Origin of the sequence: Cedecea neteri (assembly GCF_000758325.1) — a bacterium.
GTDB lineage: Bacteria > Pseudomonadota > Gammaproteobacteria > Enterobacterales > Enterobacteriaceae > Cedecea > Cedecea neteri_B.
Genome location: NZ_CP009459.1, coordinates 4,180,004 through 4,204,575, shown reverse-complemented (window position 1 = coordinate 4,204,575; position 24,572 = coordinate 4,180,004). Strand labels below are relative to the sequence as shown.

The following is a 24,572-nucleotide window of genomic DNA, read 5'->3' as shown; positions in this document are numbered from 1 at the left end:
TACAGCTTTTGTCATCTTCATTCCTTGCCCGGTGGGTGGGAAAGCGCAGGCGTCACGCGCCCGCGCCCGGTAAGCCCATGATGGTTAATCATAAGTTAGCCGGTGAAGATTGCGCAATGCCTGTCAGTCTTTCAATTCGTCATAAAGCGTGTGGGAGGGGTTCCAACTGACAAGCTGACTCAGGGTCAGGGGGCGGCTGAAATAATAGCCCTGCAGGAAATTACAGCCGCGTTCGATAAGCCATTTCGCCTGCTCCGGCGTTTCTACCCCTTCCGCCACCGTGTTCATGTTCAGGCGCTGGGCCAGCGTCAGGACGGCGTCCAGCACCGGCGCTGTTACCGTTTCCATGCCTATTGAGTTGACGAAGCCGCGGTCAATTTTCAGATAATCCAGCGTAAAACGCTCGAGGTAAATCAGGGCGCTATGGCCGGTACCGAAGTCATCCACTGCAATTTCAAATCCCTGCTCGTGCAGCCAGGCAAAAATACCCATCGCCTCTTTTTCTTTCAGCATGTCGCGTTCGGTTATCTCAAACACTAACTGGAAATGGTGCGGCGGCAGTGAAGCGGCGAAGGCCTGAATGTCTTGCTTAAAGGTCGGGGAGTGAAGATGACTTGGGGCGAGGTTCACGCCCAGCTTGGCCCCGGCGGGAAGGACTTTTTGCAGCGTGGGTGCGTCCCGGGCAATCAATTCAAACAAATGGCGCGTGAGAGGCACAATCAGCTGCTGAGCTTCGGCAAAGCCGATAAACGCATCCGGGGGGATCATGCCCGCCGTTGGATGCTCCCAACGCATCAGCACCTCTATGCCACGCATCTGCAGAGCCTGCGAGTCGACCACGGGCTGGTAAACAACAAAAAATTGCCCCCGCTTGATGCCGGTAAGAATTTCTTTCCCGGCCCGTACTTTGACCGAAAGAAAGTAACCGCACAGCGCAGCGCTCAGCAGCCCGGATAATAATCCGGCCAGAATGGCCAGTTGAATGTCCTCCAGCGGCCACGGCGTACCATAAATGTAGAGTTTAATCGGGTACCCGTTAAGAACAGAGATTCTGGTGGGCGAGGGGGGAAGTTCATCGGTATTTATCACGTCTGGTGAATAGGACGTGAGCGCTTTGTTGCCCACCACCAGCGCCATGGAGCTGATATCCTGCTGACGAGAGGTGAAAACCAGATAGGGCGTGAGGTTGACGTTGAGCGTGGTAAAAACGCCGCGCCCCGAGGCCAGTGGGTTAAGAAACCAGGCGGCAATCACTGGCTTGCCCGGCATCATTGGCGTGCCGTTCATAATCGCCAGGTCGACAGTTTTATTGATATTGATCTCGGGTTCCAGCGCATCCATCGACATTTCCATATTGCCGGTGGCGGAAGAGCAATAGGCTATGCCGTTACGCACCAGCAAAAATGCTCGTACGTTGGGATTAAAAGCCGCACGAGAAGTCAGTTCACCGCTGACTCTCTCACACTCGCTCATGGTTAAGGGCTGGATGCCGTCGGCGGTGGCGTGAAGATCTTTAAAGAAGCTATCGAGGTAGTTGCTGATGTCGCGAGAGAGAAGGTTATAGGCGGACTCACGCTTTGAATGGAGCGCCAGGCTGGTTAGCCCGCCGATAAATAATGCGGCACATAATCCCATCAGCAGGCTAAACGCGACTATCTGCTTTGGGGTGCTAAAGTAGCGCGAAAAAATATTTCTATAAGACATGGAATTATGAGTCCCGCAGGGGCAAGCGAATCATCGTTTGTTTTGTGCTTTTTTCTGACTATAACCCATAACCGGGAAATTGTTTAACTTGTTTCACAAGGTAACTATTTCAGCTTTCAATTTTCAGAGGAAAGAGTAACCAGCTGAATTTCAGGCATAAAAAAACGCTGCATTGGCAGCGTTTTTAACGTTGGTGGTTTTGTTGAGTAGCCAAGGGAATAACTCTCAACAAAACATATCTTGCGGCGGCGTTAGCTGCGGCTTAACACCCGGCGCGCTTCGTTGTAACGCTTCTTCCAGTAAGGCTCGTCCATGCTGGAGATCACAACGCCGCTGCTGGTGGAAGCATGTACAAATTGGTTATTCCCAATGTAGATGCCTACGTGGCGGCCGGTTGAGCCTGCACGGAACAGCACTAAATCACCGGTGCGTAACTTGTTACGCGAAACAGATTTACCGGACTCCTGCTGTTCAGACGTTGAACGAGGCAGGGTTAAACCAAACTGCTCCTGGAACGTGCGCTGCACGAAAGCAGAACAATCAATACCAGCTCTGCTGCTGCCGCCAAGACGGTAGCGTACACCTTTCCAGCTCGCATATTGATCCATAATGCGTGACTTCACGTCAACATTACGAACCATCTCTTCGAATTCATCCTGAGAGGCTTGCAGTAAAAAACCATCTTTTTCACCGACTGCATGCGTCTCAGAATGCATATTTGCTGTGTTAGTCGAACTACAGGCGGAGAGCATAACTGCCACCGCAATCGCGGGTATCGCCCGCAAGATGTATCTCAAAATAGGCTGAGATTTGACCATTTTGTTTGTTTTCCCTTGATGTCCTTAACGAATAATTCGTTATACAAAAATACCAACGTGACGAGACTAATTACCTAAAAGCCACGAGACAATTATTCATGCACAAAAATGTGGAACATCGCACACTTTTATTCACAGCACAAATAGATCAGCCGCAGAGCAAACTTTCCCGAGACTACCCGATAAAACCAGGCTATGCGAGCGTTTTTATTCTTATTTTTATAAGAAATTGTGATGATTCGTCGCGAAAGGTTATTTCGAACAAATGATCGGCGCTTCTGCTGGTTTTATCGCCAGGTTATTCAAATTGAAGCGGATTTTGTATGAGTAAATATTCATCTGGCTGTCATGATGCTGAAAAAATAAACAAAGGCCCGGATGGGCCTCTGCTTGTTGGCTATCTTCATCACTTATTAACCGTCAGCGGGGCGCTTTATATTTTCCCGGAACAGTGCGATTCAGTATAGAAATTAACCGGTCGCTAATTGGGGTTAATAGCACCCAGGGCAGGCCAACCAGAGCAATAGAGACTGACCCGACGTAGACATCGGTAAACCAGTGCGCGCCGATCATTATTCTTGGCGAAGAGAAGATAAAGAAGATCGCGAGGGCAATAAGAAACGCCCGTGGGCCAAAATAACGCAGCATAAAACCGGTGAAGATGAGCAGCATCAGGCCGTGATCGCCGGGGAAGCTGTCGCTTGAGGCGTCTTTCGTCGGGAAGTGCAGCAGTTCGCTGACGCGATGAATGTCTTTAAAGTACAGCGTCGGGCTGGCGTGCACCACCGGGATAAGGTGGCCGAGCTGGTTGATGACCACGGCGCACAGCAGCATCACCACGCCCATCAGCACCAGGCGGCGGCGGCCCGCGCCGTCTTCATGCAGCCAGAACCAGGAAAACAACGCGCCCATCGCCAGCAGCGAAATGCCGTCGAAGGCCCGGTTATTGGTGATGGCAATCAGCGTTAAAAAGGTACGGCTCTTGACCAGTGCATTATTAAAGAAATGGAACAGCGAGGCGTCAGTGTTGAACCAAAATCCATGGTTCTCTGGCAGGTACCAGCTAAAGAACAGGGCAATGCCCAGAACGTTCAGGAGCAGGATAAGCGGGAGGCGATTAATCATGATACAGCTTCTAAATCTCATTACGGGGGCGCAAAGGTAGACGCGCTAACTTAAACGTAAGCTCAACAGGCTGGCTTGCAGGGCGTTCCAGTCGGGCTGAGCCGGGTGAATCAATTCGATGCGGCTATCCAGTGGCGACGAGGGTTGCGTTTCAATATGCAGGTCGTTGCCCTGGCGGTTGATACGCACCAGGCCTTCGGGAATACGCAAGACGCCTTTGACTCGCTCAACCGGGGCAAGACGCGCCCACTCCAGCAGGCCAATAGTGTCGAACACGGTTTCTTCATCGAAAATCCAGCCACAGGCGTGATAACTCTGCCCGCTGTTCACGCTCCGACGCCAGCGCTGATGTCCCGGGAGGCTGAGTGCGGCAAGACCATGAGGGACCGATTGGGCATGCTGGTGCCCGGGGCTGGACGGCAGCACGCGTTGGTTCAGTCTTGGTTTGTCGAGAAGCGCAATGCTCACGGCACCTTTTTCCGCGTGTACAAGTTCGCGATTGTCGCCATTATTTTGGTACCAGCGCGCTAAAGCGGCATGGCTTTCCGACGTAGTGCGGTCTTGTTTATTAGCCACAATGATGTCCGCCGCGGCAAGCTGGTCGCGGAAGTTGTCATTTTTTAGGGCTTTTTCATCCAGAAGCTGGCGCGAGTCGAGCAGACAAAGCGTGGCCCGCAGGTCAATCCACGGCTGATATACGTCAGCGGTGAGCATATCCAGGATTTGTTTCGGGTGGCCAAGGCCGGTGGGTTCAATCAGCAGGCGGTCGGGCTTGCCCTGGCGCAGCAGCGTATTAAGGCCGACCTGCATCGGCAGGCCGTTAACGCAGCACATACAGCCGCCAGGGATCTCTTTCAACAGCGCGCCGCTGTCTGCCAGCAGGGCACCATCGATGCCCACTTCGCCAAATTCATTGACCAGCACCGCCCATTTTTCATCGGCGGGCTTGTTGGCCAGCAAATGCAAAATGGTGGTGGTTTTACCGCTGCCCAGAAAGCCGGTAATTAAATTCGTTTTTGTCACGGTGACTCCGGGGGTTACTGCCTGTAAACCACGTCAATCTATCAGTGATTATTCATTATTTACGCTGACTATCCTGACGACAACCCGGAAAAAAGAGAAGCCTTAACGCGGCTTACCGCACGGTAAGACCACGTTAAGCGCATTGATTGTTAACTTAAGCACAAGTTTTCGACCGCGCCGCGTGCGCCCAGGCGAATGAGTTGCTGCCAGGCCTGCTGAACGTTTTCGACAAACTTTTCGTTTTTGGGCAGGTCATCACCAAAAATTTCGTTCAGGCTGAGGAGGGTGCTGACGCGTTCGTTTTCGCCGCTGTCGCTCACCAACATCTGGATTTTGCCCTGGAGCGGATCGCGCACGTCAATTGCATGGCCCTTTTCGTCGAGGCCGCTCACGTAGCGCATCCAGCCTGCGATCCCGAGCGCCAGACATGGCCAGCGGCTCCCGTTTGCCAGATGCCAGCGCACGCTTTCCAGCCAGCGTTGGGGAAGCTTCTGACTGCCGTCCATGGCAATTTGCCAGGTACGGTGCTTCAGCGCTGGGTTTGCAAACCGCTCGAGCAGGCTGGCGGCGTACTGCTCCAGGTCGACGCCCCGAATATTCAGCGTCACCGCTTGCTCCTGCAGCATCAGGTGCCTGGCCGCACGGGCAAAGTTCTCGTCAGCCATACAATCATTAATATGCGGGTAACCGGCGAGATAGCCGAGATAAGCCAGAAATGAGTGGCTGCCGTTGAGCATCCGCAGCTTCATCTGCTCGTAGGGCACCACATCGTCAACCATTTCCACTCCGACGGCTTCCCATTCCGGGCGACCGGCGACGAAATTATCTTCAACGACCCACTGAATAAACGGCTCGGCGGCAATGGCACAGGGGTCTTGTACGCCCAGTATTTCCGCAATTTCCTGCAGCGATTCCTCCGTGGCTGCCGGAACAATGCGGTCGACCATGGTGCTTGGGAAAGTGACCTCTTTGGCAATCCATTCTGCCAGCCCGGCGCTTCGACTCGCGGCCATACCCAGCACGGCCTGGCGAACCAGGTGCCCGTTATCAGGAATGTTATCGCAGGATAAGACCGTAAACGGGCGTAATCCACGCTCACGGCGGCGGCTTAGCGCCTCCACAAGTATTCCCGGCACGGAATGCGGGGCCTCAGGCGACGCCAGATCGTGAATAATGCGCTCATTGGTGGTATCAAGTTTTCCGCTGGCGGGATCGATGCAGTAGCCTTTTTCGGTCACCGTCAGTGAAACAATGGCGACCTGTGGCTCACAAAACTTCTCTATGATCGCTTCCATGCCGTCCAGCTTCGCATTCAGGCACTCTTTGACTGCCCCAATAACCTGCGCCTGGTTTCCCGCCGCTCCCTTCTCCAGCACCGTGAAAAGATGATCCTGTTGCCTGAGATCGTGCATCAGCTTATCGCCGTTAAACAGACTGATCTCGCAGATCCCCCAGTCGCCGCCAAGTTTGTTGAGCACCCGATCGGTGAGCAGCGCCTGATGCGCTCGGTGAAAAGCGCCAAACCCAAAATGCACGATACGCGTTTTAAGCTCGCAGCGGTCGTAGTTTGGCCGCTGAACGATATCCGGAAGTGAAGCAGTGGCAAGGGTATCCATAGAGTCTCATCCTGTGTAGGGAGGTGGGAGTCTATGCAGTGTAAAGCTGTATGATAGGAAATGAAATTGGTCTGTTTAGTTAATCGATTTTGTGTGATGGAGGTCTGATAATAAGGCTGTGTGATTTAATTGGTATAATAACTTCGGCCGTTAGAGTAAAAAAACGCTCCCGAAGGAGCGCCATTTATCGTCAGTCTGCGCGGCCCATAGAGCGTTTTTCTGCAATATGAATGCGGATTTTTTCCCCGGCAACCATGTATTCCGGCACCTGAATCACGAGGCCGGTGGACAGCGTTGCTGGTTTGGTACGGGAGCTGGCGGAAGCGCCTTTGATGCCCGGTGCGGTTTCGATGATTTCCAGATCCACGGTTTGCGGCAGCTCCAGCGCCAGCAGCTGGCCATCCCAGGTCAGAACCTGCATATCCGGCATACCGCCTTCAGGAATGAACTGCAGCTCTTCTTCGATCTGATCTTTGGTGAAGATGTACGGCGTATAATCTTCTTTATCCATGAACACATATTCGTTGCCGTCGATATAGGAGAAGTCAACGAAGCGACGGGTCAGGGTGATGGTGTCAACAATATCATCACCTTTGAAGCGCTCTTCCACTTTCTGCCCGGTGCGAACATCGGAGAAACGCATCTTATACAGGGTTGCTGCGCCGCGTGCGCTGGGAGCCTGGATATCAATGTCTTTAACAATCAGCAGCTTGCCGTTGTAATTGAGTACCATGCCTTTTTTGATTTCGTTAGCTCTTGCCATCGGTGTTTCCTGTCAAAAATTGAGATGCGAAAATATTGCGTCAAAGTACTCGTGAGGCGCGTTTCAGGCAAGCGGATTTGATAAAGAAGCACAAAAGTAAGGGGTTTAAGGCAAGCGTGCCGACAACATCCTGCTTTGCCGACACGCCGGAGGCGTAAAGTGCCCTAGCCGCGGCCATCCTTAGGCGCTAAGAAATAGAAAGCAAACGGCAGCGAACACAGAATAGTGAACATGATCGTGTAGATAGTGACCCACGCGCCCTGCATGATAAACATGTCCAGCGTCCACTGCTCCATTGGCCAGTTGTACTGCTCTTCCACGCCTTCAAAGGTCACCTTAGAAATAAGCGACACGACAATAGTAAAGACGATGGCAACCGCGATAAGGAACTTTTTACCTTCTGGCGTACGAAGTTTTGCGAGCATATCAGCCTCCTGGCTGGGGAATGATTAAGCGTAATGGCCCCGACAACCGGGGCCAGGTAATTAAAACGTGACGTTCACTTTGCCCCAGACCGTCCGGCCTGGTTCATTGACCGGGGTATTGGACGAATAGCCAAAGCTGCTATTGCCCGCCAGGTTCAGGTGTTCGCTGTAGGTTTTGTTCAACAGGTTATCGACCCCGGCGCTGAGCTTGATGGCTTTGCTGAGGCGGTAAGCGGCGTTGACGGAGAAAATCGCGAAGCTGCTGCTTTTGTCGAAATCTTTCCCGACCACATTACCCTCATTCAGCGCCACGCGATGCTGGCTGCTGACCAGTCGCAACAGGCCGGTGCTGCTCCAGTCTCCTCGCTCCCAGGTGAGGCCGAGGCGCGTTTCCAGCGGGGCTATTTGCGGCAGCGGCTGATGGTCACTGGTGTTTTGCCCCCAGGCATACGCCAGGCTTGCGTCCGCCTTCCAGGCTTCAGTCAGCGCGTAGCTCATGCCCATTTCTCCTCCCATAATCGTGGCGTCCACGTTATCTGCCTGACTGACGCGGGCGTTATTGGGGTCATAGCGGAAGAGAATAAAATCATTCACCCGGCCAAGGTATGCGGAAACCCAGCTGTTGAAGCGCTCGCCGTTGTACTGGGCGCCAATATCCAGCTGCGTCGTTTTTTCCGTTTTCAGCTTATCGAAGACATTTTTGGTGCCGTCCGGCCCGTAGGTGGGGGAGAACAGTTCCCAGTAATCCGGGAAGCGTTCGGTGTAGCCCACGCCAGCGTACAGCATGACGGGGAGGTCACTCAGCGTTTGTTCGTAGCGCACAAAACCTGCCGGTAGTGTTTTGCTCCGCACGCTGGCACCTACGTCCGTATCATTATTGACGCGAGTCCGATCGAGGCGCGCGCCGCCGATAACTTTGCTGCTGTCGGTGGCGTTCCAGGTCAGCTCGCTAAAGAGACCAGCGTCCTGGAAACGAGCATCCTGCTTCCAGCCTGCGTCCTGTTTGCTGCGGTGGGTGCTTTGCTGCCCGTCGATACCGCTGCGCAGTTCGTAGTCAGACCACAGCCACGTACCCATCATGCGGCCGCCAACCGTGCGGCGATCGAGCTGCATTGCCATCGGCATATTCATGCTCATGGATGAACCCATGCCCATCGAACTGCCCATATCCATGCCCATCGAGGAGGCAATATGCCCGCCGGACATGCCGCTGGACATCGTCCCCGGCGACCGAAGGGAATAGTTGTCCATAATGTGGTTGGCGTAGTTGTAGTAGACGCTGCTTTCAAACTTGTTGAACACCTCGCCGATGTTCGACATTTCGAAGCGCGCCCCAAGGCTGTCGCGCCTGAACTGGGAGCCGTCCATACTGCGGCCCGCGTAGCGCGCTTCACCGTTGCCTTTACCCGCCGTTAGCTCCAGCAATGTATCTTTGTTGGGCGTCCAGCCCAGCGCAACGTCGGCGTTCCATTTATCCCACTTTGAGGCCACCCGGTTGCCGTTGCCGTCTTCGTAATCGCCAGAATGGGACTTATTGCCGATCAGGCGTAAATAGCCGTCTTCACTCCCCAGACTGACGTCTGCATTGCTGTCCCAGCGCTGATTAGAGGCGGTAAGCACGCTGGCCGTACCCTGGATACCTGCTTTATCAAAGCGCGGTGGTTCCCTGTCGAAGCGTACCGTTCCCGCGGAGTTACCTGGCCCCCAAAGCACGCTTTCCGGGCCTTTAATCAGCGTCAACAGATCAAAGCTTTCCGGTGAAATATATGAACTTGGCGCATCCATTCTGGCCGGACAGGCTCCCGGCATTTCACCATTATTGGTCAGGATACGCAGGCGAGAACCGAACATACCGCGAAACACCGGGTCACCGTTGGTGCCGCCGTTACGGATTTGTGAGAAGCCGGGGATGGTTTTCAGATAGTCAGAGCCGTCACTGGCTGGCACAGGCTGACGCGGCGTTTTAGGGGAGGTCACAACTTCCAGCGGCGATGATGCCGGAGAGGTGACGATCATCACGGCATCGTCCGGCATATTCATCGTGTCATGCGAACCCGCCGCGATGGCTGCGGGAGAAGTGATAGCCAGCAGTATCAAAGATACCAGCGGCTTTAAATGCGTTTTCATCATTGCCTTACTGTCCTTCAGGCGTAACGTTGCCGCTCTTTATAAAAAGAACGGCCCGAGACAACGCTTCAGCGTTGCCTGCAGCATTACGCGGTTAATTATTGGTGTTTTAAGCGAAGTAACAGGCAGCAGAGGGTGGGGCGCGGGCCGGGTGAGGTGACCAGGGGCGAGAAATCGCCGCGCAGCAGAGCGCGACCACCGGCGTCCGACGCACGCAAATCAACAATAACAGCAGTAAAACGGTGAGGCAGAATTCAATAAAAGGCAGGTGGATCAGCAGCTGGCAATAGCCGCAGGCGATTTCTTCTCCCGGCGACATGCCCGGGCCGGACATCAGCATATTGTGTGGCATTGATACCTGAGGGCACGGCTCGGGCGCAGCCATGTGATGGTCCATGTCAGACATGTCCATTGTCATCATCATGCTGCTGTGTTCGCAGGCTGAATGGTGCATCAGCGATTTTGAAATAACCGGTGCAATAAACAGCATGGCAACGGCAAGCAGCGCCAGCCAGCAGGCTGTTCGGTGAAAGTGATTGCGCCGTGACAAAACGTTACCGATCCGTAGTCGTTGTGGCGCAAGTGTATCCTGAAAGAGGGAATGATGTTAAATGAATTGTAAGATTGACGCAGACATTGGGTCTGGTATTGTCACGCCCCCTTTAACGCTGGTGGAAACGTAAATGGATTGTCGTCCTGACTGCGGCGCTTGCTGTACCGCGCCTTCTATATCAACGCCGATCCCCGGTATGCCGGAGGGGAAGCCCGCCAACACGCCCTGCATTCAGCTGGACGAACGTTTGCGCTGTAAGCTGTTTGGATCGCCTCTACGACCTAAAGTTTGCGGCGGCCTCCAGCCCGAAAGGGAGATGTGCGGCACCTCCCGCCATCAGGCAATGGCTTATCTGATCCACCTGGAAGCCGCTACGGCCCCTTAAATATCTTTGATGCGTGCCATGCAGTAAATACTGACGGCTATCATCCCCAGCGCGATGAAAAAGACGCTGTGATAGTTCCAGATCTCGGCCACCACGCCTGCGAGCGAACCGGCAATGATCCAACCCACGCGCGTGGTGTTGGTATACAGCGTGGTGGCGGCACCCGCCTGGCCAGGCATAAGATCCTGAAAATAGATCATGCCGATCCCGGCCAGAATCCCGATAAAGATGGCGTTTAACAGCTGTAGCCCCAGCAGCATATATTCATTGGTCAGCGTTACCATTCCGAGGTAGAACAGTAGTCCGGCGGCAACGGCAAAGCGCATCAGGAAGCGCTTACCGAAGCGTTTGGCGTAGTAGCCCGCAATCAGCATGGTCGGGATTTCCAGCCCGGCCGCGGTGCCCATCATGATCCCGGCGAGTTTCTCGGGGAGGTGTAACTCATTGATGATGTAAAGCGGCATATTGATGATATAGAGGCTGTTACAACCCCACATCATGGTACAGGCGGCGAACAGAAGCAGGGCGTCGCGGCGGTTGCGACGCGGGGACTCGAGCCGGGCTTGTGCTTTCGCCACCGGTTCTTTACGCATCGATGGTAAAAAGAGCCACACCATTGCCCCGCAAATCACAAAGGCAAACGCCGCGCTAAGGTACATTACTTTGAAGCCAAACCCCATTGCCAGCGCGTAGGCAATTGGCGGCCCAATCACCCAGGCTAGAGACACCTGTGCGCGAAGGATAGAGCTGAACATCACCGCTTCACGGCCGGTGCTGTCGGCATGCTCGCGGGCAAGCGCAAACATCTGCGGGTTGGCGGTGGAGCCGAAACTGCTTAGAAACACCCCGACGAACAGTAAGATAAAATAGTTACGGTTCCAGGCGAAGAGGACACAGCCCAGCGCGCCAAGCAGGCAGCAGGCAAAAATCAGCGTTTTCCGGTCGCCTTTTCGGTCGGAACGCCCGGCTAAAAACTGGCTCACCAGAATGCCAATCACCGCGCTGCCGGTGAAGAAAAAACCGACCAGCGCAGGGCGAACGTGGACTTCATCGGTTAAAAACAGGCTTAGCGTTGGGGTTTGTAGCGCCCCGGCGATGCCGGTCAAAAAAGCCACAATCAGAAACGCGGTTGAGGTGAAGTCCAGAGGCTTACGGGCGGCGGTAACGGGAGCGTTTTGCATACTTTTGGGCGGCAGGAAAAAGAATGCGCGGAGTGTACCCTCGTTACCCCTAAATAGACAGATTTACCCTTAAGTCCTGCGCGGGAACTCGCACAAATTATCCAGGAAGCAAAGGCCGCTTCGGCGATACGTTGCCAAAGCTGAAATTTGCTGATGCCGGGTTGTAAACTGTTGCCAGTGTGCTGAACGCCCGGTCTGCTAAACTGAAAATGTGCTGAAGCTCTAAATTTCGCAAACAGAAATGCGAGAAATGTTGCGTGTAATGCAGCATTAGCGCAACACTCCTTGAAACGTTTCAGCGTCATCTTTTTGCATCCCGCAGCTCGAGATGGCGCATTTTTTCTCAAGCTAGCTGAATCGTTTCAATTCAGCGAGAGAGGCGATCTATGTTCCAGTTATCTGTGCAGGATATTCACCCGGGCAAAGCTGCCGGGAGCAAAGAAGACGCTATCCGCCAGGTTGCCGCCGCCCTTGTGCAGGCAGGCAACGTCGGCGAAGGCTACGTCAACGGTATGCTGGCGCGTGAGCAGCAAACCACCACCTATTTAGGCAACGGGATTGCTATCCCGCACGGCACCACCGACACGCGCGATCTGGTACTGAAAACCGGCGTTCAGGTTTTCCAGTTCCCACAGGGTGTGGAGTGGGGCGAAGGGCAGACAGCTTACGTGGCGATAGGTATTGCCGCCAGCTCCGACGAACATCTCGGCCTGCTGCGCCAGTTGACGCATGTGCTGAGTGACGACGAAGTTGCTGCCCAGCTGAAATCCGCCACCAGTGCGGAAGAACTCCGTGCGCTGCTGATGGGCGAGAAGCAAAGCACCGCGCTGCTGCTGGACAACAGCCTGCTGGCGTTGAACGTTGAGGCGAACGATCTGATGACGCTGCAGGCGCTGAACGCGGGCCGGCTGAAGCAGGCTGGTGCGGTTGATGCCGCTTTCGTCAGCAACGTGATTGCCGGTAACCCGCTGTATCTCGGTCAGGGTATCTGGCTGAACGACAGTGCGGCAGGCAACCTGGCCAGCGCCGTTGCCGTCAGCCGTCCGGCGGCCAGTTTTGAAGCGGACGGAAACCCGGTTTCTCTTCTGATGACTGTAGCCGTGGCCGACGACCAGCCCTTGCAGGTGCTGAACCGCCTGAGCGACATGCTGATTGGCAACCGTGCCGACAAGCTTTTAACCGCAGATGCGCCGGCGTTGCTGACGCTGCTGACCAGCGATGATGCCCCGGCAGAAGAAGCGCTGAGCGCCGAATTTACCGTGCGGAATGAACACGGCCTGCACGCCCGTCCGGGTACGGCACTGGTCAACACCATAAAACAATTCAATAGCGAAATTACCGTGACAAACCTTGATGGAACCGGGAAACCGGCAAATGGACGCAGCCTGATGAAAGTTGTTGCTCTGGGTGTGAAAAAAGGCCACCGCTTGCGCTTTACCGCGCAGGGTGAAGATGCTGAACAGGCGCTGAAAGCGATTGGCGAAGCCATCTCCGAAGGACTGGGGGAGGGCGCGTAATGACCAGACGTGTAGCAACCATCACCCTGAATCCGGCCTATGACCTGGTGGGCTTTTGCCCGGAAATCGAGCGTGGAGAAGTGAACCTGGTGCGCACCACCGGTTTGCATGCGGCTGGCAAGGGCATCAACGTCGCTAAAGTGCTGAAAGATCTTGGTATCGACGTGACCGTGGGCGGCTTCCTCGGCAAAGACAACCAGGACGGCTTCCAGCAGCTGTTCAGCGAGTTGGGCATCGCTAACCGCTTCCAGGTCGTACAGGGCCGCACCCGCATCAACGTTAAGCTGACCGAAAAAGACGGGGAGGTCACCGACCTGAACTTTTCCGGGTTTGAAGTCACCGGCGCGGACTGGGAGCGCTTTGTGGCGGATTCCCTGAGCTGGCTGGGCCAGTTCGACATGGTTTGCGTCAGCGGCAGCCTGCCGGCGGGCGTTTCCCCGGAAGCGTTCACCGACTGGATGACCCGCCTGCGCAGCCAGTGCCCGTGCATCATTTTCGACAGCAGCCGCGAAGCGCTGGTTGCCGGTTTGAAAGCGGCGCCGTGGCTGGTTAAACCGAACCGTCGTGAGCTTGAAATTTGGGCCGGTCGCAAGCTGCCTGAATTGAAGGATGTGATTGAGGCGGCGCATGCGCTCCGCGAGCAGGGGATTGCGCATGTGGTGATTTCTCTCGGCGCGGAAGGTGCGCTGTGGGTTAACGCTTCAGGAGAATGGATTGCCAAACCACCAACTTGTGAAGTTGTTAGTACCGTTGGCGCAGGGGATTCCATGGTTGGCGGCCTGATTTATGGCCTGCTGATGCGCGAGTCCAGCGAACACACGCTGCGCCTTGCTACCGCCGTTGCTGCCCTGGCCGTCAGCCAGAGCAACGTAGGCATTACCGATCGTACACAGCTCGCCGCCATGATGGCTCGTGTCGACCTGAAACCTTTCCACTGACAGCAGGAGACAGGCAATGAAAACGCTGTTAATTATTGAGCCGGGACTTGGGCAGGCGCGCGCGTATCTCGCGAAGACGCTGCTCGGTGCCGCAGCGCCAAAAGCGCACCTCGACATTATTGATAATCCGAATGATGCCGAACTGGCGATTGTCGTTGGCAACGCTGTTCCTGCTGATACCTCGCTGAACGGCAAAAAGGTGTTCCTGGGCGATATCGATCGCGCAGTGCAGCACCCCGAACTGTTCCTGAGCGAAGCGAAAGGTAAGGCACATACGTACACTGCCCCAATAGCAACAGCTCCCGCTGCAGCAAAAGGGCCGAAGCGTATCGTCGCCGTCACCGCCTGCCCGACCGGCGTGGCGCACACCTTTATGGCGGCGGAAGCCATCGAAACCGAAGCGAAAAAACGCGGCTGGTGGGTGAAGGTTGAAACCCGTGGTTCCGTCGGCGCAGGGAACGCGATTACCCCTGAAGAAGTGGCCGAGGCGGATCTGGTGATTGTGGCGGCGGATATTGAAGTGGATCTGGCTAAATTTGCCGGGAAGCCGATGTATCGCACCTCTACAGGCCTGGCGCTGAAGAAAACGGCTCAGGAGCTGGATAAGGCGCTGGTCGAGGCCAAACCTTACGAAGCCGCAGGTAAAGCCAGTGCGGCTCAGGAATCCGGCAAAAAAGAAAGCGCCGGGGCGTATCGCCACCTGCTGACGGGTGTCTCTTACATGCTGCCGATGGTGGTGGCGGGTGGCCTGTGTATTGCGCTCTCCTTTGCCTTCGGTATCACGGCCTTTAAGGAACCTGGCACGCTTGCCGCGGCGCTGATGCAAATTGGCGGTGGCTCTGCGTTTGCCCTGATGGTTCCGGTTCTGGCGGGGTATATTGCCTTCTCGATTGCGGACCGTCCTGGCCTGACGCCGGGTCTTATCGGCGGCATGCTGGCCGTGAGTACCGGCTCCGGGTTCATCGGCGGTATCATCGCCGGTTTCCTGGCGGGTTATATCGCGAAGATGATTAGCTCGAAGCTGAAGCTGCCGCCAAGCATGGAAGCGCTGAAGCCGATCCTGATCATTCCACTGTTCTCAAGTCTGGTTGTTGGCCTGGCAATGATCTACCTGATCGGCACCCCGGTGGCTAAAATCCTGGCGGGCCTGACCCACTGGCTGCAAACCATGGGCACCGCGAACGCGGTTCTGCTGGGCGCGATTCTGGGCGGCATGATGTGTACCGATATGGGCGGCCCGGTGAACAAAGCGGCTTACGCTTTTGGCGTCGGCTTGCTCAGTACCCAGACCTACGCCCCAATGGCGGCGATCATGGCCGCGGGCATGGTACCACCGCTGGCGCTGGGCCTGGCCACATTGGTTGCTCGCCGTAAGTTTGATAAGGCGCAGCAGGAAGGGGGCAAAGCGGCGCTGGTGCTCGGGCTGTGCTTTATTACCGAAGGGGCGATTCCGTTTGCCGCCCGTGACCCGATGCGCGTGCTGCCTTGCTGTATCATCGGCGGGGCGCTGACGGGGGCGCTATCCATGGCGGTTGGCGCGAAGCTGATGGCCCCGCACGGCGGCCTGTTTGTCCTGCTGATCCCTGGCGCGATTACCCCGGTGCTGGGTTATCTGCTGGCGATTGTCGCGGGTACTCTGGTGGCGGGCCTGTCCTACGCCTTCCTCAAGCGTCCTGAAACGGAGCTGGCGGCGAAGGTCGCTTAATCTCCCGCTCAGCTAAAAAACGCCTCGCTCATGCGGGGCGTTTTTCTTTCTATGCTCAATGTTACTCTCCGACCAATCCCTAACAGGCCGCTAAGTCAGTTCTTGAGGCATGCCTCGAGCTTGACTGAAAACCGGCCAGGTCGTTGCACCCCATTTCTTCTCACTTTTCACACACCTGCTTTTTCAAGCTTGTTTCCGGGTGAATAAAAAACAAATATTTTGGCCTGGCACACAATGAGAGTGTACTATGTACCCCTGTAGTGTACGTAGTACCCTTAAGGATGAGGGCGCAATGACGCACGCTATCACTTTTATTGAGACGACATTATTTCCCCGGCAGATTAAGCAGTTTGCGACAGATGATGAACTTTGCGCGTTGCAAAAGGTTTTAATTGGCCCCGGAGAAAGGTGACCTGATTCAGGGCACTGGAGGGTTGCGGAAAATCAGGATGGCAACCGGCGTCCGGGGTAAAAGCGGGGGCGCTCGGGTAATCTATTTTTTGGCAACGGCAGAGGTGATCTGGTTGATCATGGCCTGGCCGAAGCAGGTAAAAGACAACCTGACGGCAGCAGAAAAAGCTGAACTCAGGCAGCTGACTAAAATACTAAAAGGTAGCGTAGAAAATGAGCTTCTTTAATGATCTTAAAACCTCGCTTGAAGAGGCGGTGGAAATTAAAAACGGGAGCAAGTTGCCTGCGAAGATCGTGCGTTATGACGTGGCGGATGTTCGGGCGATAAGAGAACAACTGAAGGTTTCGCAGAGTGAAATGGCTCAGGCCTTAGGCACCAGCGTTGACACTATAAAAAGCTGGGAGTCAAAGCGCCGTAATCCCACCGGGCTGGCGGCCAAGGTACTGGCTACCATTCAAAGCAATCCTGCATTTTATTATGAGCTGGCAGCGCACTAAGTGCGGCTACCAGCAATGATCCTGACGCATCCAACGACAGCGTTAAGCCGTGGCTTCCTCGTGCTGCTGTGCCTTAAGCCAGGCAATCTCTTCGGCCCAGATATCCGGGTTGGTGGTTTCCAGAATTAACGGAATACCGTCGAAACGGGCGTCACGCATGATCCAGCTAAACGGCGTGTGGCCGATATTCCCGAGGCCGAGGCTGTTGTGGCGGTCAACGCGGCTGCCAAACTCACTTTTGGCATCGTTGAGGTGCATCCCGCGCAGGTATTTGAACCCGACGATACGCTCGAACTCGCTAAAGGTTTTTTCGCAGTCAGCTTCGGTGCGCAGATCGTACCCGGCGGCAAAGGCGTGGCAGGTGTCGATGCAGACGCCAACGCGGGATTTATCTTCCACGCCGTCAATAATCGCCGCAAGATGCTCAAAGCGGAAACCAAGGTTACTGCCCTGACCTGCGGTGTTTTCAATCACGGCTGTCACGCCTTCAGACTTCTCCAGCGCAATGTTAATCGACTCCGCAATAAGCTTCAGGCATTCCTCTTCCGGAATCTGCTTCAGGTGGCTGCCCGGATGGAAATTCAGTAGCCTCAGCCCCAGCTGCTGGCAGCGAACCATTTCGTCGATAAACGCCTCACGGGATTTTTCCAGCGCATCTTCAACCGGGTGACCCAGATTAATCAGGTAGCTGTCGTGGGGCAGGATTTGGCCTGGGCCGAAATGGTATTTTTCGCAGGCGCTCTTAAAACTGTCGATAACTTCGCTGGTTAGCGGCGCGGCGCGCCACTGGCGTTGATTCTTGGTGAACAGGGCAAAAGCGGTGGCTTCCAGTTCGTGGGCGCGGATGGCGGCGTTTTCCAGGCCGCCCGAGGCGCTAACGTGCGCTCCAATAAACTTCATCTGTCTTCTCCTGTTTCTTGACGGGCAAAACCCGCTATCGGTAATCCGACATGATAGCGGGTCAGGAGGCTTTTTTCCGTATTGAATTATGCTAACAGGTGGTGAATCACCAGGTTAATGCCCGCACCGCCGACAATCAGCCAGATGAACAGCACCAGCGCCATCAGCAGCGGACGAACCCCGGCTTTTTTCAGGGCGCTAACGTGGGTCGTCAGGCCCAGAGCCGCCATCGCCACGGCCAGCAGGAAGGTATCCAGCGTGACCAGCACATTCACCAGCGCCTGCGGCAGGAAGTGGAAGGAGTTGAAGATCGCTACCACGATAAACAGTATCGCAAACCACGGGATGGTGATTTTTCCCGTCTGCGCTGAGCCAGCCGGTGCCAGAGATTTAACGCGAGCGGCCAAGAAAATCAGGAACGGGGCGAGCATCATCACGCGCAGCATTTTGGCAATAACCGCCGCATTTTCCGTTTCCGGGCTAATGGCGTGGCCTGCGGCAACGACCTGGGCAACTTCGTGCATCGTTGACCCGGTGTAGATCCCGAAGGCTTCCGGCGTAAACCAGTGGCTGACGAACGGATAGATCATCGGGTAGAGAAAGATAGCTAGGGTCCCGAAGATAACCACGGTGGCAACGGCCACGGTGACTTTACTGGCTTCGGCTTTCACCACCGGTTCAGTGGCAAGCACTGCCGCCGCGCCGCAAATGCTGCTGCCCGCACCAATCAGCCAGCTGGTTTGTCTGTCCAGACCAAACACTTTCTGGCCGAGCCAGCAGGCGAGGGCGAAGGTGCTGCACAGCGTCAGGGCGTCAATCACCAGGCCGCTCACGCCAACGTCGGCAATCTGCGAAAACGTCAGGCGGAAGCCATACAGAATAATGCCGAGGCGCAGAAGGTGCTGCTTGGCGAACAGCACGCCGCCGTCGCACTGCTGCCAGATTTTGGGATACACGGTGTTGCCGATTATCATGCCGCAAAGGATGGCGAGCGTCAGGGCGCTAAGGCCGACGCCGGCCACCGCGGGAATATTGCCAAGCCATAACGCCAGGCCGGTAATAGCGGCGGAAAGCGCCAGCCCCGGTAAAAAATGCCACAGCTTGTGGCGGTGAGCTTGTACGGTGAGTGCTGTCATAACCTTCTCCTCTGTCTTAGGGAAAAGGCTACGCCTGGCTGGCATAAAAATAAAATTGATTATATATTTATAATTAATCTTTATAAGTGGTAAGCGACGGGCTGCCACCACAGGAAATCTCTCTTATGCATATCACGCTGCGGCAGCTGGAAGTCTTTGCTGAAGTGCTTAAAAGCGGTTCGACCACGCAAGCCTCTCAGATGCTATCCCTTTCCCAGTCGGCGGTCAGCGCCGCCCTTGCCGATCTTGAAGGCCAGCTTGGGGTTCAGCTCTTTGACCGCGTAGGAAAGCGCCTCGTGGTAAATGAACACGGCAGGCTGCTCTACCCGCGAGTCGTGGGGTTGCTGGAGCAGGCCGGTGAAATAGAACAGCTGTTCCGGGAAGATAACGGCGCGATCCGCGTGTATGCCAGCAGCACCATTGGCAATTATATTCTGCCGGAGATGATTGCCCGCTATCGCCGCGACTTCCCGAAGCTGCCGCTGGAGCTTAGCGTCGGCAACAGCCAGGACGTGATCAATGCGGTGGCAGATTTTCGCGTCGATATCGGCCTGATAGAAGGCCCGTGCCACATGGCGGAGCTGGTCACTGAGCCCTGGCTGGAAGATGAGCTGGTGGTCTTTGCTTCGCCGGGCAACCCGCTGGTGCACCAGCCGGTCACGTTGGAAAACCTGGCCAAACAGCCGTGGATCCTGCGTGAACGCGGCTCAGGCACCCGCGAAATCGTCGACTATTTACTGCTTTCGCATTTGCCAGAGTTCCAGTTGGGCATGGAACTGGGCAATTCCGAGGCGATCAAACATGCGGTGCGTCACGGGCTGGGCATCAGTTGCCTGTCCCGCCGGGTGATTGCCGAGCAGTTGGAGAGCGGCTCATTGGTTGAAGTGGCTATTCCCCTCCCTCGTCTGGTGCGGACGCTGTACCGGATCCACCATCGCCAGAAGCATATCTCTAACGCGCTGCTGCGTTTTCTGCGCTACTGCGAAGCATAATGCACCAAAATCTTGCGGCTGCACCTGATTGGGGTGTGGCTGCGAGGCAATCTCCCGCCCGTTAACTTCTTTTTCACCGCAATGTAGCAGCGATCTTCGCGATTCATCTTCTTTGGCACATTAGTTGCAGAATTGAATTCAAAGAATCTTTTGTTTCAATCAGGCGACGAGGCTACACATGACGATGAAAAAATGGTTGTTCTCTTTAGTTGGCGCAACGGTACTGCTGGCTCAGGCCGGGGCGGTAATGGCCGATCAGCTGCAGGATATTGAAAAACGCGGCGTGCTGCGCGTGGCGGTGCCGCAGGATTTCCCGCCGTTTGGTTCGGTGAACGCTGACCTGAAACCGCAAGGCTACGACATTGATATGGCGGCTTACCTGGCGAAAGGTCTGAAGGTCAAACTGCAGCTGGTGCCGGTCACCAGCGCGAACCGCGTACCGTATCTGCAGACGGACAAAGTTGACCTGGTCATTTCCAGCCTCGGCAAGAACGCTGAACGCGAAAAAGTCATCGATTTTAGCCGTGCTTACGCGCCGTTCTTCCTCGGCGTGTTCGGGCCGAAAGATGGCACGGTGACCGATGCTAAAGCGCTCAGCGGGAAAACCATTGGCGTAACCCGTGGCGCGGTAGAAGACATGGTATTAACCGACCTCGCGCCGAAAGACGCCGACGTGAAGCGCTACGAAGACAATAACACCACCATCTCCGCCTATCTTTCAGGCCAGGTGCAGTACATCGCCACCGGCAACCTGGTTGTGGCGGCGATTGCTCGCCAGAGCCCGACCAAAGCGCCGGTCAGCAAATTTATGCTCAAAGATTCTCCTTGCTACATTGGGCTGAAAAAGAACGAACCAGCACTGAAAGCGAAGGTGGACGAGCTGATTGGTGACGCATTGAAGGACAATACCCTGAACACCCTGTCGCAGAAATGGATGCAGGCGCCGCTGCCTGCCAACCTCGGCGCTTGAGGATCCGGGGATGACCACGCAACTTGATTTTGCCGGTCTGCTGCCTTACTGGCCGGAGCTGCTCTCCGGCCTGTGGGTGACGCTGGGACTCACTTTTATGGCGACGGTCGGTGGCGTGGCCATCGGCATTACCGGGGCGGCCATTCGCAGCGGAAAGCCGGGGCTATTAAGCCTGGCGTGGGGCGGCTACGTGGAGCTGATCCGCAACACGCCGTTCGTTGTGCAGCTGTTCTTTATTGTCTTTGGTCTCCCGGCGATGGGCCTAAAGCTCAACGCCGGGGAAGCGGCGCTTATCGCGATGCTGATTAACCTCGGGGCCTACAGCACAGAGATTATTCGCGCGGGGATTCAGGTGACGCCGAAAGGGCAGTGGGAAGCGGCTCGCGTGCTGGGGTTAAGCCGCAGCCAGACCTTTTTACGCGTGGTGCTGCCGCCGTCGCTGAAGCGTATTTATCCGTCGCTGGTCAGCCAGTGCATCATTGTGATGCTGGGCTCTTCCGTGGTGTCCCAGGTGTCCTGTGAAGATCTGACCTTTGCGGCCAGCCTCATTCAGTCGCGTACCTTCCTCAGCTTCGAGGTCTATCTGGTGACGACCTTAATGTATCTGGTGCTGTCGTTAATTATGCGTCAACTGCTGCTGGCGGCAGGGCGGAAATGGTTGGGGAGTGATGTCGGATGATGACGTTTACCGACTGGGATATCGTGCGCAACCTGCTGCTGGCGGCCCGCTGGACGGTGCTGCTGTCGCTGATTGCTTTTTTCTGCGGCACTTTGGTTACTCTGCCTTTATTACTGCTGCGCATGAGCCGCTGGAAATGGCCCAAACGCTTCATTAGCGCCTACGTCGCGCTGTTTCAGGGTACGCCGCTGCTGATGCAATTGTTCCTCGCTTTCTTCGGGATTGCGCTGTTTGGCATTGACGTCAGCCCCTGGACGGCGGCCACGCTTGCCCTGACGCTGTTTACCAGCGCGTTTTTGCTGGATATCTGGTACGGCAGCATTCGTGCTTTGCCTAAAGGCCAGTGGGAGGCCTGCCGCTGCCTCGGTTTGAGTTTCGGGCAAACGCTGTGCCGGGTCATTGCCCCGCAGGCTATGCGTATCGCCGTGGCACCCACGGTTGGATTTTCGGTGCAGGTTATTAAGGGCACGGCCCTGGCCTCGATCATCGGTTTTGTCGAGCTAACCAAAGCTGGCACCATGCTGAACAATGTGACGTTTGAGCCGTTTAAAGTCTTTGCCCTGGTGGCGCTCGGCTATTTCTTACTTTGCTATCCGCTGTCGCGCTACAGCCGCTACCTGGAGAAAAAATTTAATGCCGCTCATCACCATTAATGATGTACAGAAATATTACGGCGACAACCACGTCCTGAAGGGCGTTAGCCTGGATATCGACATGGGGGAAGTGGTGTCGATCATCGGCCGCAGCGGCTCAGGTAAAAGTACGCTGTTGCGTTGCATGAATGGGCTGGAAGGCTATCAGGACGGCAGCATTAAGCTGGGCGGGATGACCATTACCGACCGCGAGTCGCAGGCGCGTGAAATCAGCCGCTCCGTCGGGATGGTGTTTCAGAATTTTAATCTGTTCCCGCACATGACCGCGCTGGAAAACGTGATGCTGGCGCCGCGGCGGGTGCTGAATAAAAGCGCCTCCGAATGCCGCGAGCTGGGGCTGGAGATGCTCAATAAAGTTGGCCTGGGCGAGCGGGTGGATTATTACCCGGCTAACCTGTCCGGCGGCCAGCAGCAGCGCGTGGCCATTGCCCGTGCGCTGGCAATGAACCCAAAAGTCTTGCTGTGCGATGAAATCACCTCGGCGCTTGACCCGGAACTGGTGGGCGAAGTGCTGAAAGTGCTGGAACAGCTGGCGGCAGAGGGCATGACGCTGATTCTGGTCACCCACGAAATGAACTTTGCCCGGGAGGTCGGCGACCGCGTGGTGTTTATGCACCAGGGTAAAGTGTGGGAGCAGGGGGAGAGCAAGTCTTTCTTCGCCAGGCCCCGGACTCAGGAACTGCAGCAGTTTATTTCGTCCGTGCGCGGGCTGGGCTAATCTTTGACCGCCGGGCAGAGCATTGCCCCGGCGGTTTTTTAATTCCCCTCAACTTATCGGCCTGATAAGCGACTTGCTAATAATCGCCGGGCGATCATGAAGCTCTCTTATAACCCGGGATTTCTGCTATCTGAACAAAGACGTTTTGTTACAATCTTGCCTCATTTTTTGGATAGGCAACAATTTCCTATGGTTTCACAAGATAAAACGACAGAAGCGCCTGGCTTACGCCGCGAATTAAAGGCGCGCCACCTGACGATGATCGCCATCGGCGGATCTATCGGCACGGGGCTTTTCGTTGCCTCTGGGGCAACAATTTCACAGGCAGGACCGGGCGGGGCGTTGCTCTCTTATATGCTGATTGGCCTGATGGTGTACTTCCTGATGACCAGCCTTGGCGAGCTGGCGGCGTTTATGCCGGTGTCCGGCTCTTTCGCGACCTACGGCCAGAAATACGTTGAAGACGGCTTCGGCTTCGCGCTTGGCTGGAACTACTGGTACAACTGGGCGGTGACCATCGCCGTTGACCTCGTGGCCGCACAGCTGGTGATGAATTACTGGTTCTCGGACACCCCAGGCTGGATCTGGAGTGCGCTGTTCCTGGGCATTATGTTCCTGCTGAACTGGATCTCCGTTAAAGGCTTTGGCGAAGCGGAATACTGGTTCTCGCTGATAAAAGTGACCACCGTCATCATCTTCATCATTGTGGGTGTGATGATGATCGTGGGTATTTTCAAAGGGGCACAGCCGGTAGGCTGGAGCAACTGGACAACCGGCGACGCGCCGTTTGCCGGAGGCTTTGCCGCAATGATCGGCGTGGCGATGATCGTCGGCTTCTCCTTCCAGGGCACCGAGCTTATCGGGATTGCTGCCGGGGAGTCCGCTGACCCGGAGAAAAACATTCCTCGCGCCGTACGTCAGGTGTTCTGGCGTATCCTGCTGTTCTATGTGTTCGCGATTCTGATTGTCAGCCTGATCATTCCTTATACCGATCCAAGCCTGCTGCGTAATGACGTGAAAGACATCAGTGTCAGCCCGTTCACTCTGGTGTTCCAGCATGCGGGCCTGCTGTCTGCGGCGGCGGTCATGAACGCCGTGATCCTGACGGCGGTACTGTCGGCGGGTAACTCAGGCATGTACGCTTCCACGCGTATGCTTTACACCCTGGCCTGCGACGGCAAAGCGCCGCGTATTTTCTCTAAGCTGTCCAAAGGCGGCGTGCCGCGTAACGCGCTGTATGCAACCACCGTTATCGCCGCGCTGTGCTTCCTGACCTCTATGTTTGGCAACCAGACCGTTTACCTGTGGCTGCTGAATACCTCGGGGATGACCGGCTTTATTGCCTGGCTCGGGATTGCTATCAGCCACTATCGCTTCCGTCGCGGCTACGTGCTGCAGGGCAACGATATTAACGACCTGCCGTACCGTTCGGGCTTCTTCCCTATTGGGCCGATTTTCGCGTTCGTGCTGTGTCTGATCATCACCCTGGGCCAGAACTACGAAGCGTTCCTGTCGGACACCATTGACTGGGGCGGCGTGGCGGCGACCTATATCGGCATCCCGCTGTTCCTGGCTATCTGGTTTGGCTACAAGATAACGAAGGGCAGCCGCTTTGTGCGCTACAGCGAAATGGAATTCCCGAAATTTCGTGAGAAATAAGCCTTAGCAACAATAAGTTACTCTTTAAAGGGCGTGATCATCACGCCCTTTTTTATTTCGCTCTCGCCAGCAATAA

At 55.6% G+C, this 24,572-nt stretch carries 23 protein-coding genes and 1 pseudogene; 12 read left to right on the top strand and 12 right to left on the bottom strand.

What is annotated here, in order from left to right; genetic code table 11:
- Positions 1 to 123: 123 nt before the first annotated feature.
- The 9 genes from LH86_RS19600 to LH86_RS22315 form a co-directional block, all read right to left on the bottom strand.
- On the bottom strand, positions 124 to 1,704 hold the full coding sequence (locus LH86_RS19600; protein WP_039304959.1) for a cyclic di-GMP phosphodiesterase: 1,581 nt from the start codon (positions 1,702 to 1,704) through the stop codon (positions 124 to 126).
- 251 nt (positions 1,705 to 1,955) lie between these two features.
- The gene (mepS, locus tag LH86_RS19595; RefSeq protein WP_034809631.1) at positions 1,956 to 2,522 is read right to left on the bottom strand and encodes a bifunctional murein DD-endopeptidase/murein LD-carboxypeptidase; all 567 of its coding nucleotides are present in this window, start codon (positions 2,520 to 2,522) and stop codon (positions 1,956 to 1,958) included.
- A gap of 420 nt (positions 2,523 to 2,942) precedes the next feature.
- Positions 2,943 to 3,647 (bottom strand): phosphatase PAP2 family protein, encoded by a 705-nt coding sequence (locus LH86_RS19590; RefSeq protein WP_039304955.1) that lies wholly within the window; start codon positions 3,645 to 3,647, stop codon positions 2,943 to 2,945.
- A gap of 45 nt (positions 3,648 to 3,692) precedes the next feature.
- Positions 3,693 to 4,670 (bottom strand): CobW family GTP-binding protein, encoded by a 978-nt coding sequence (locus LH86_RS19585; RefSeq protein ID WP_039304952.1) that lies wholly within the window; start codon positions 4,668 to 4,670, stop codon positions 3,693 to 3,695.
- Positions 4,671 to 4,819: 149 nt separating this feature from the next.
- On the bottom strand, positions 4,820 to 6,286 hold the full coding sequence (locus LH86_RS19580) for a mannitol dehydrogenase family protein (RefSeq protein WP_039304948.1): 1,467 nt from the start codon (positions 6,284 to 6,286) through the stop codon (positions 4,820 to 4,822).
- A 190-nt stretch (positions 6,287 to 6,476) separates the two neighbouring features.
- On the bottom strand, positions 6,477 to 7,049 hold the full coding sequence (gene yeiP / locus LH86_RS19575) for an elongation factor P-like protein YeiP (RefSeq protein WP_008459912.1): 573 nt from the start codon (positions 7,047 to 7,049) through the stop codon (positions 6,477 to 6,479).
- A 164-nt stretch (positions 7,050 to 7,213) separates the two neighbouring features.
- The gene (locus LH86_RS19570) at positions 7,214 to 7,474 is read right to left on the bottom strand and encodes a DUF2534 family protein (RefSeq protein ID WP_008459914.1); all 261 of its coding nucleotides are present in this window, start codon (positions 7,472 to 7,474) and stop codon (positions 7,214 to 7,216) included.
- Positions 7,475 to 7,534: 60 nt separating this feature from the next.
- Complete coding sequence (locus LH86_RS19565) at positions 7,535 to 9,601, bottom strand: TonB-dependent copper receptor (protein ID WP_156107081.1); 2,067 nt, start codon at positions 9,599 to 9,601, stop codon at positions 7,535 to 7,537.
- 109 nt (positions 9,602 to 9,710) lie between these two features.
- On the bottom strand, positions 9,711 to 10,151 hold the full coding sequence (locus LH86_RS22315; RefSeq protein WP_039304942.1) for a DUF2946 domain-containing protein: 441 nt from the start codon (positions 10,149 to 10,151) through the stop codon (positions 9,711 to 9,713).
- A 133-nt stretch (positions 10,152 to 10,284) separates the two neighbouring features.
- On the opposite strand from LH86_RS22315, the gene LH86_RS22310 reads away from it, so the two are divergent.
- Positions 10,285 to 10,539, top strand: a complete 255-nt coding sequence (locus LH86_RS22310; RefSeq protein WP_071842847.1) for a YkgJ family cysteine cluster protein — start codon at positions 10,285 to 10,287, stop codon at positions 10,537 to 10,539.
- Here LH86_RS22310 and setB read toward each other — a convergent pair.
- Complete coding sequence (setB, locus tag LH86_RS19555; RefSeq protein WP_039304939.1) at positions 10,536 to 11,720, bottom strand: sugar efflux transporter SetB; 1,185 nt, start codon at positions 11,718 to 11,720, stop codon at positions 10,536 to 10,538. The genes LH86_RS22310 and setB overlap by 4 nt on opposite strands.
- 386 nt (positions 11,721 to 12,106) lie before the next feature.
- Between setB and fruB the strand changes: the two genes are divergently transcribed.
- The 5 genes and pseudogenes from fruB to nadS all read left to right on the top strand — a co-directional run bounded on the left by fruB (position 12,107) and on the right by nadS (position 16,789).
- Complete coding sequence (gene fruB / locus LH86_RS19550; protein WP_039304935.1) at positions 12,107 to 13,237, top strand: fused PTS fructose transporter subunit IIA/HPr protein; 1,131 nt, start codon at positions 12,107 to 12,109, stop codon at positions 13,235 to 13,237.
- The gene (fruK, locus tag LH86_RS19545) at positions 13,237 to 14,175 is read left to right on the top strand and encodes a 1-phosphofructokinase (protein WP_008459923.1); all 939 of its coding nucleotides are present in this window, start codon (positions 13,237 to 13,239) and stop codon (positions 14,173 to 14,175) included. Before fruB ends, fruK begins: the two co-directional genes overlap by 1 nt.
- Before the next feature lie 16 nt (positions 14,176 to 14,191).
- On the top strand, positions 14,192 to 15,880 hold the full coding sequence (gene fruA / locus LH86_RS19540) for a PTS fructose transporter subunit IIBC (RefSeq protein ID WP_039304933.1): 1,689 nt from the start codon (positions 14,192 to 14,194) through the stop codon (positions 15,878 to 15,880).
- Between the two features lie 292 nt (positions 15,881 to 16,172).
- Positions 16,173 to 16,518, top strand: a pseudogene (locus tag LH86_RS19535) (type II toxin-antitoxin system RelE/ParE family toxin).
- The gene (nadS, locus tag LH86_RS19530) at positions 16,505 to 16,789 is read left to right on the top strand and encodes a NadS family protein (protein WP_039304930.1); all 285 of its coding nucleotides are present in this window, start codon (positions 16,505 to 16,507) and stop codon (positions 16,787 to 16,789) included. The pseudogene LH86_RS19535 and the gene nadS overlap by 14 nt, the downstream one beginning before the upstream one ends.
- Positions 16,790 to 16,831: 42 nt before the next feature.
- Here nadS and nfo read toward each other — a convergent pair whose 3' ends face one another.
- On the bottom strand, positions 16,832 to 17,689 hold the full coding sequence (gene nfo, locus LH86_RS19525) for a deoxyribonuclease IV (RefSeq protein ID WP_039304928.1): 858 nt from the start codon (positions 17,687 to 17,689) through the stop codon (positions 16,832 to 16,834).
- Positions 17,690 to 17,775: 86 nt separating this feature from the next.
- Positions 17,776 to 18,825, bottom strand: coding sequence for a YeiH family protein (locus tag LH86_RS19520; protein WP_039304924.1), 1,050 nt, complete (start codon positions 18,823 to 18,825; stop codon positions 17,776 to 17,778).
- Between the two features lie 125 nt (positions 18,826 to 18,950).
- Between LH86_RS19520 and yieE the strand changes: the two genes are divergently transcribed.
- From yieE to LH86_RS19490, 6 genes are all read left to right on the top strand, one after another.
- Complete coding sequence (gene yieE / locus LH86_RS19515) at positions 18,951 to 19,817, top strand: DNA-binding transcriptional regulator YeiE (RefSeq protein ID WP_039304921.1); 867 nt, start codon at positions 18,951 to 18,953, stop codon at positions 19,815 to 19,817.
- 184 nt (positions 19,818 to 20,001) lie between these two features.
- The gene (locus LH86_RS19510; RefSeq protein WP_039306416.1) at positions 20,002 to 20,787 is read left to right on the top strand and encodes a transporter substrate-binding domain-containing protein; all 786 of its coding nucleotides are present in this window, start codon (positions 20,002 to 20,004) and stop codon (positions 20,785 to 20,787) included.
- 10 nt (positions 20,788 to 20,797) lie between these two features.
- Complete coding sequence (locus LH86_RS19505) at positions 20,798 to 21,466, top strand: amino acid ABC transporter permease (protein WP_039304918.1); 669 nt, start codon at positions 20,798 to 20,800, stop codon at positions 21,464 to 21,466.
- Positions 21,463 to 22,119 (top strand): amino acid ABC transporter permease, encoded by a 657-nt coding sequence (locus LH86_RS19500; RefSeq protein ID WP_039304915.1) that lies wholly within the window; start codon positions 21,463 to 21,465, stop codon positions 22,117 to 22,119. Before LH86_RS19505 ends, LH86_RS19500 begins: the two co-directional genes overlap by 4 nt.
- Complete coding sequence (locus LH86_RS19495) at positions 22,100 to 22,837, top strand: amino acid ABC transporter ATP-binding protein (protein WP_039304913.1); 738 nt, start codon at positions 22,100 to 22,102, stop codon at positions 22,835 to 22,837. Before LH86_RS19500 ends, LH86_RS19495 begins: the two co-directional genes overlap by 20 nt.
- Positions 22,838 to 23,026: 189 nt before the next feature.
- Positions 23,027 to 24,496 (top strand): amino acid permease, encoded by a 1,470-nt coding sequence (locus LH86_RS19490; RefSeq protein ID WP_039304908.1) that lies wholly within the window; start codon positions 23,027 to 23,029, stop codon positions 24,494 to 24,496.
- Positions 24,497 to 24,572: the final 76 nt, after the last annotated feature.

Coding starts and splice junctions, on each gene's coding strand:
- LH86_RS19600 (WP_039304959.1), bottom strand. CDS start 1,704: ATGTCTTATAGAAATATTTTTTCGCGCTACTTTAGCACCCCAAAGCAG.
- mepS (WP_034809631.1), bottom strand. CDS start 2,522: ATGGTCAAATCTCAGCCTATTTTGAGATACATCTTGCGGGCGATACCC.
- LH86_RS19590 (WP_039304955.1), bottom strand. CDS start 3,647: ATGATTAATCGCCTCCCGCTTATCCTGCTCCTGAACGTTCTGGGCATT.
- LH86_RS19580 (WP_039304948.1), bottom strand. CDS start 6,286: ATGGATACCCTTGCCACTGCTTCACTTCCGGATATCGTTCAGCGGCCA.
- yeiP (WP_008459912.1), bottom strand. CDS start 7,049: ATGGCAAGAGCTAACGAAATCAAAAAAGGCATGGTACTCAATTACAAC.
- LH86_RS19570 (WP_008459914.1), bottom strand. CDS start 7,474: ATGCTCGCAAAACTTCGTACGCCAGAAGGTAAAAAGTTCCTTATCGCG.
- LH86_RS19565 (WP_156107081.1), bottom strand. CDS start 9,601: ATGAAAACGCATTTAAAGCCGCTGGTATCTTTGATACTGCTGGCTATC.
- LH86_RS22310 (WP_071842847.1), top strand. CDS start 10,285: ATGGATTGTCGTCCTGACTGCGGCGCTTGCTGTACCGCGCCTTCTATA.
- setB (WP_039304939.1), bottom strand. CDS start 11,720: ATGCAAAACGCTCCCGTTACCGCCGCCCGTAAGCCTCTGGACTTCACC.
- fruB (WP_039304935.1), top strand. CDS start 12,107: ATGTTCCAGTTATCTGTGCAGGATATTCACCCGGGCAAAGCTGCCGGG.
- fruK (WP_008459923.1), top strand. CDS start 13,237: ATGACCAGACGTGTAGCAACCATCACCCTGAATCCGGCCTATGACCTG.
- fruA (WP_039304933.1), top strand. CDS start 14,192: ATGAAAACGCTGTTAATTATTGAGCCGGGACTTGGGCAGGCGCGCGCG.
- nadS (WP_039304930.1), top strand. CDS start 16,505: ATGAGCTTCTTTAATGATCTTAAAACCTCGCTTGAAGAGGCGGTGGAA.
- nfo (WP_039304928.1), bottom strand. CDS start 17,689: ATGAAGTTTATTGGAGCGCACGTTAGCGCCTCGGGCGGCCTGGAAAAC.
- LH86_RS19520 (WP_039304924.1), bottom strand. CDS start 18,825: ATGACAGCACTCACCGTACAAGCTCACCGCCACAAGCTGTGGCATTTT.
- yieE (WP_039304921.1), top strand. CDS start 18,951: ATGCATATCACGCTGCGGCAGCTGGAAGTCTTTGCTGAAGTGCTTAAA.
- LH86_RS19510 (WP_039306416.1), top strand. CDS start 20,002: ATGAAAAAATGGTTGTTCTCTTTAGTTGGCGCAACGGTACTGCTGGCT.
- LH86_RS19505 (WP_039304918.1), top strand. CDS start 20,798: ATGACCACGCAACTTGATTTTGCCGGTCTGCTGCCTTACTGGCCGGAG.
- LH86_RS19500 (WP_039304915.1), top strand. CDS start 21,463: ATGATGACGTTTACCGACTGGGATATCGTGCGCAACCTGCTGCTGGCG.
- LH86_RS19495 (WP_039304913.1), top strand. CDS start 22,100: ATGCCGCTCATCACCATTAATGATGTACAGAAATATTACGGCGACAAC.
- LH86_RS19490 (WP_039304908.1), top strand. CDS start 23,027: ATGGTTTCACAAGATAAAACGACAGAAGCGCCTGGCTTACGCCGCGAA.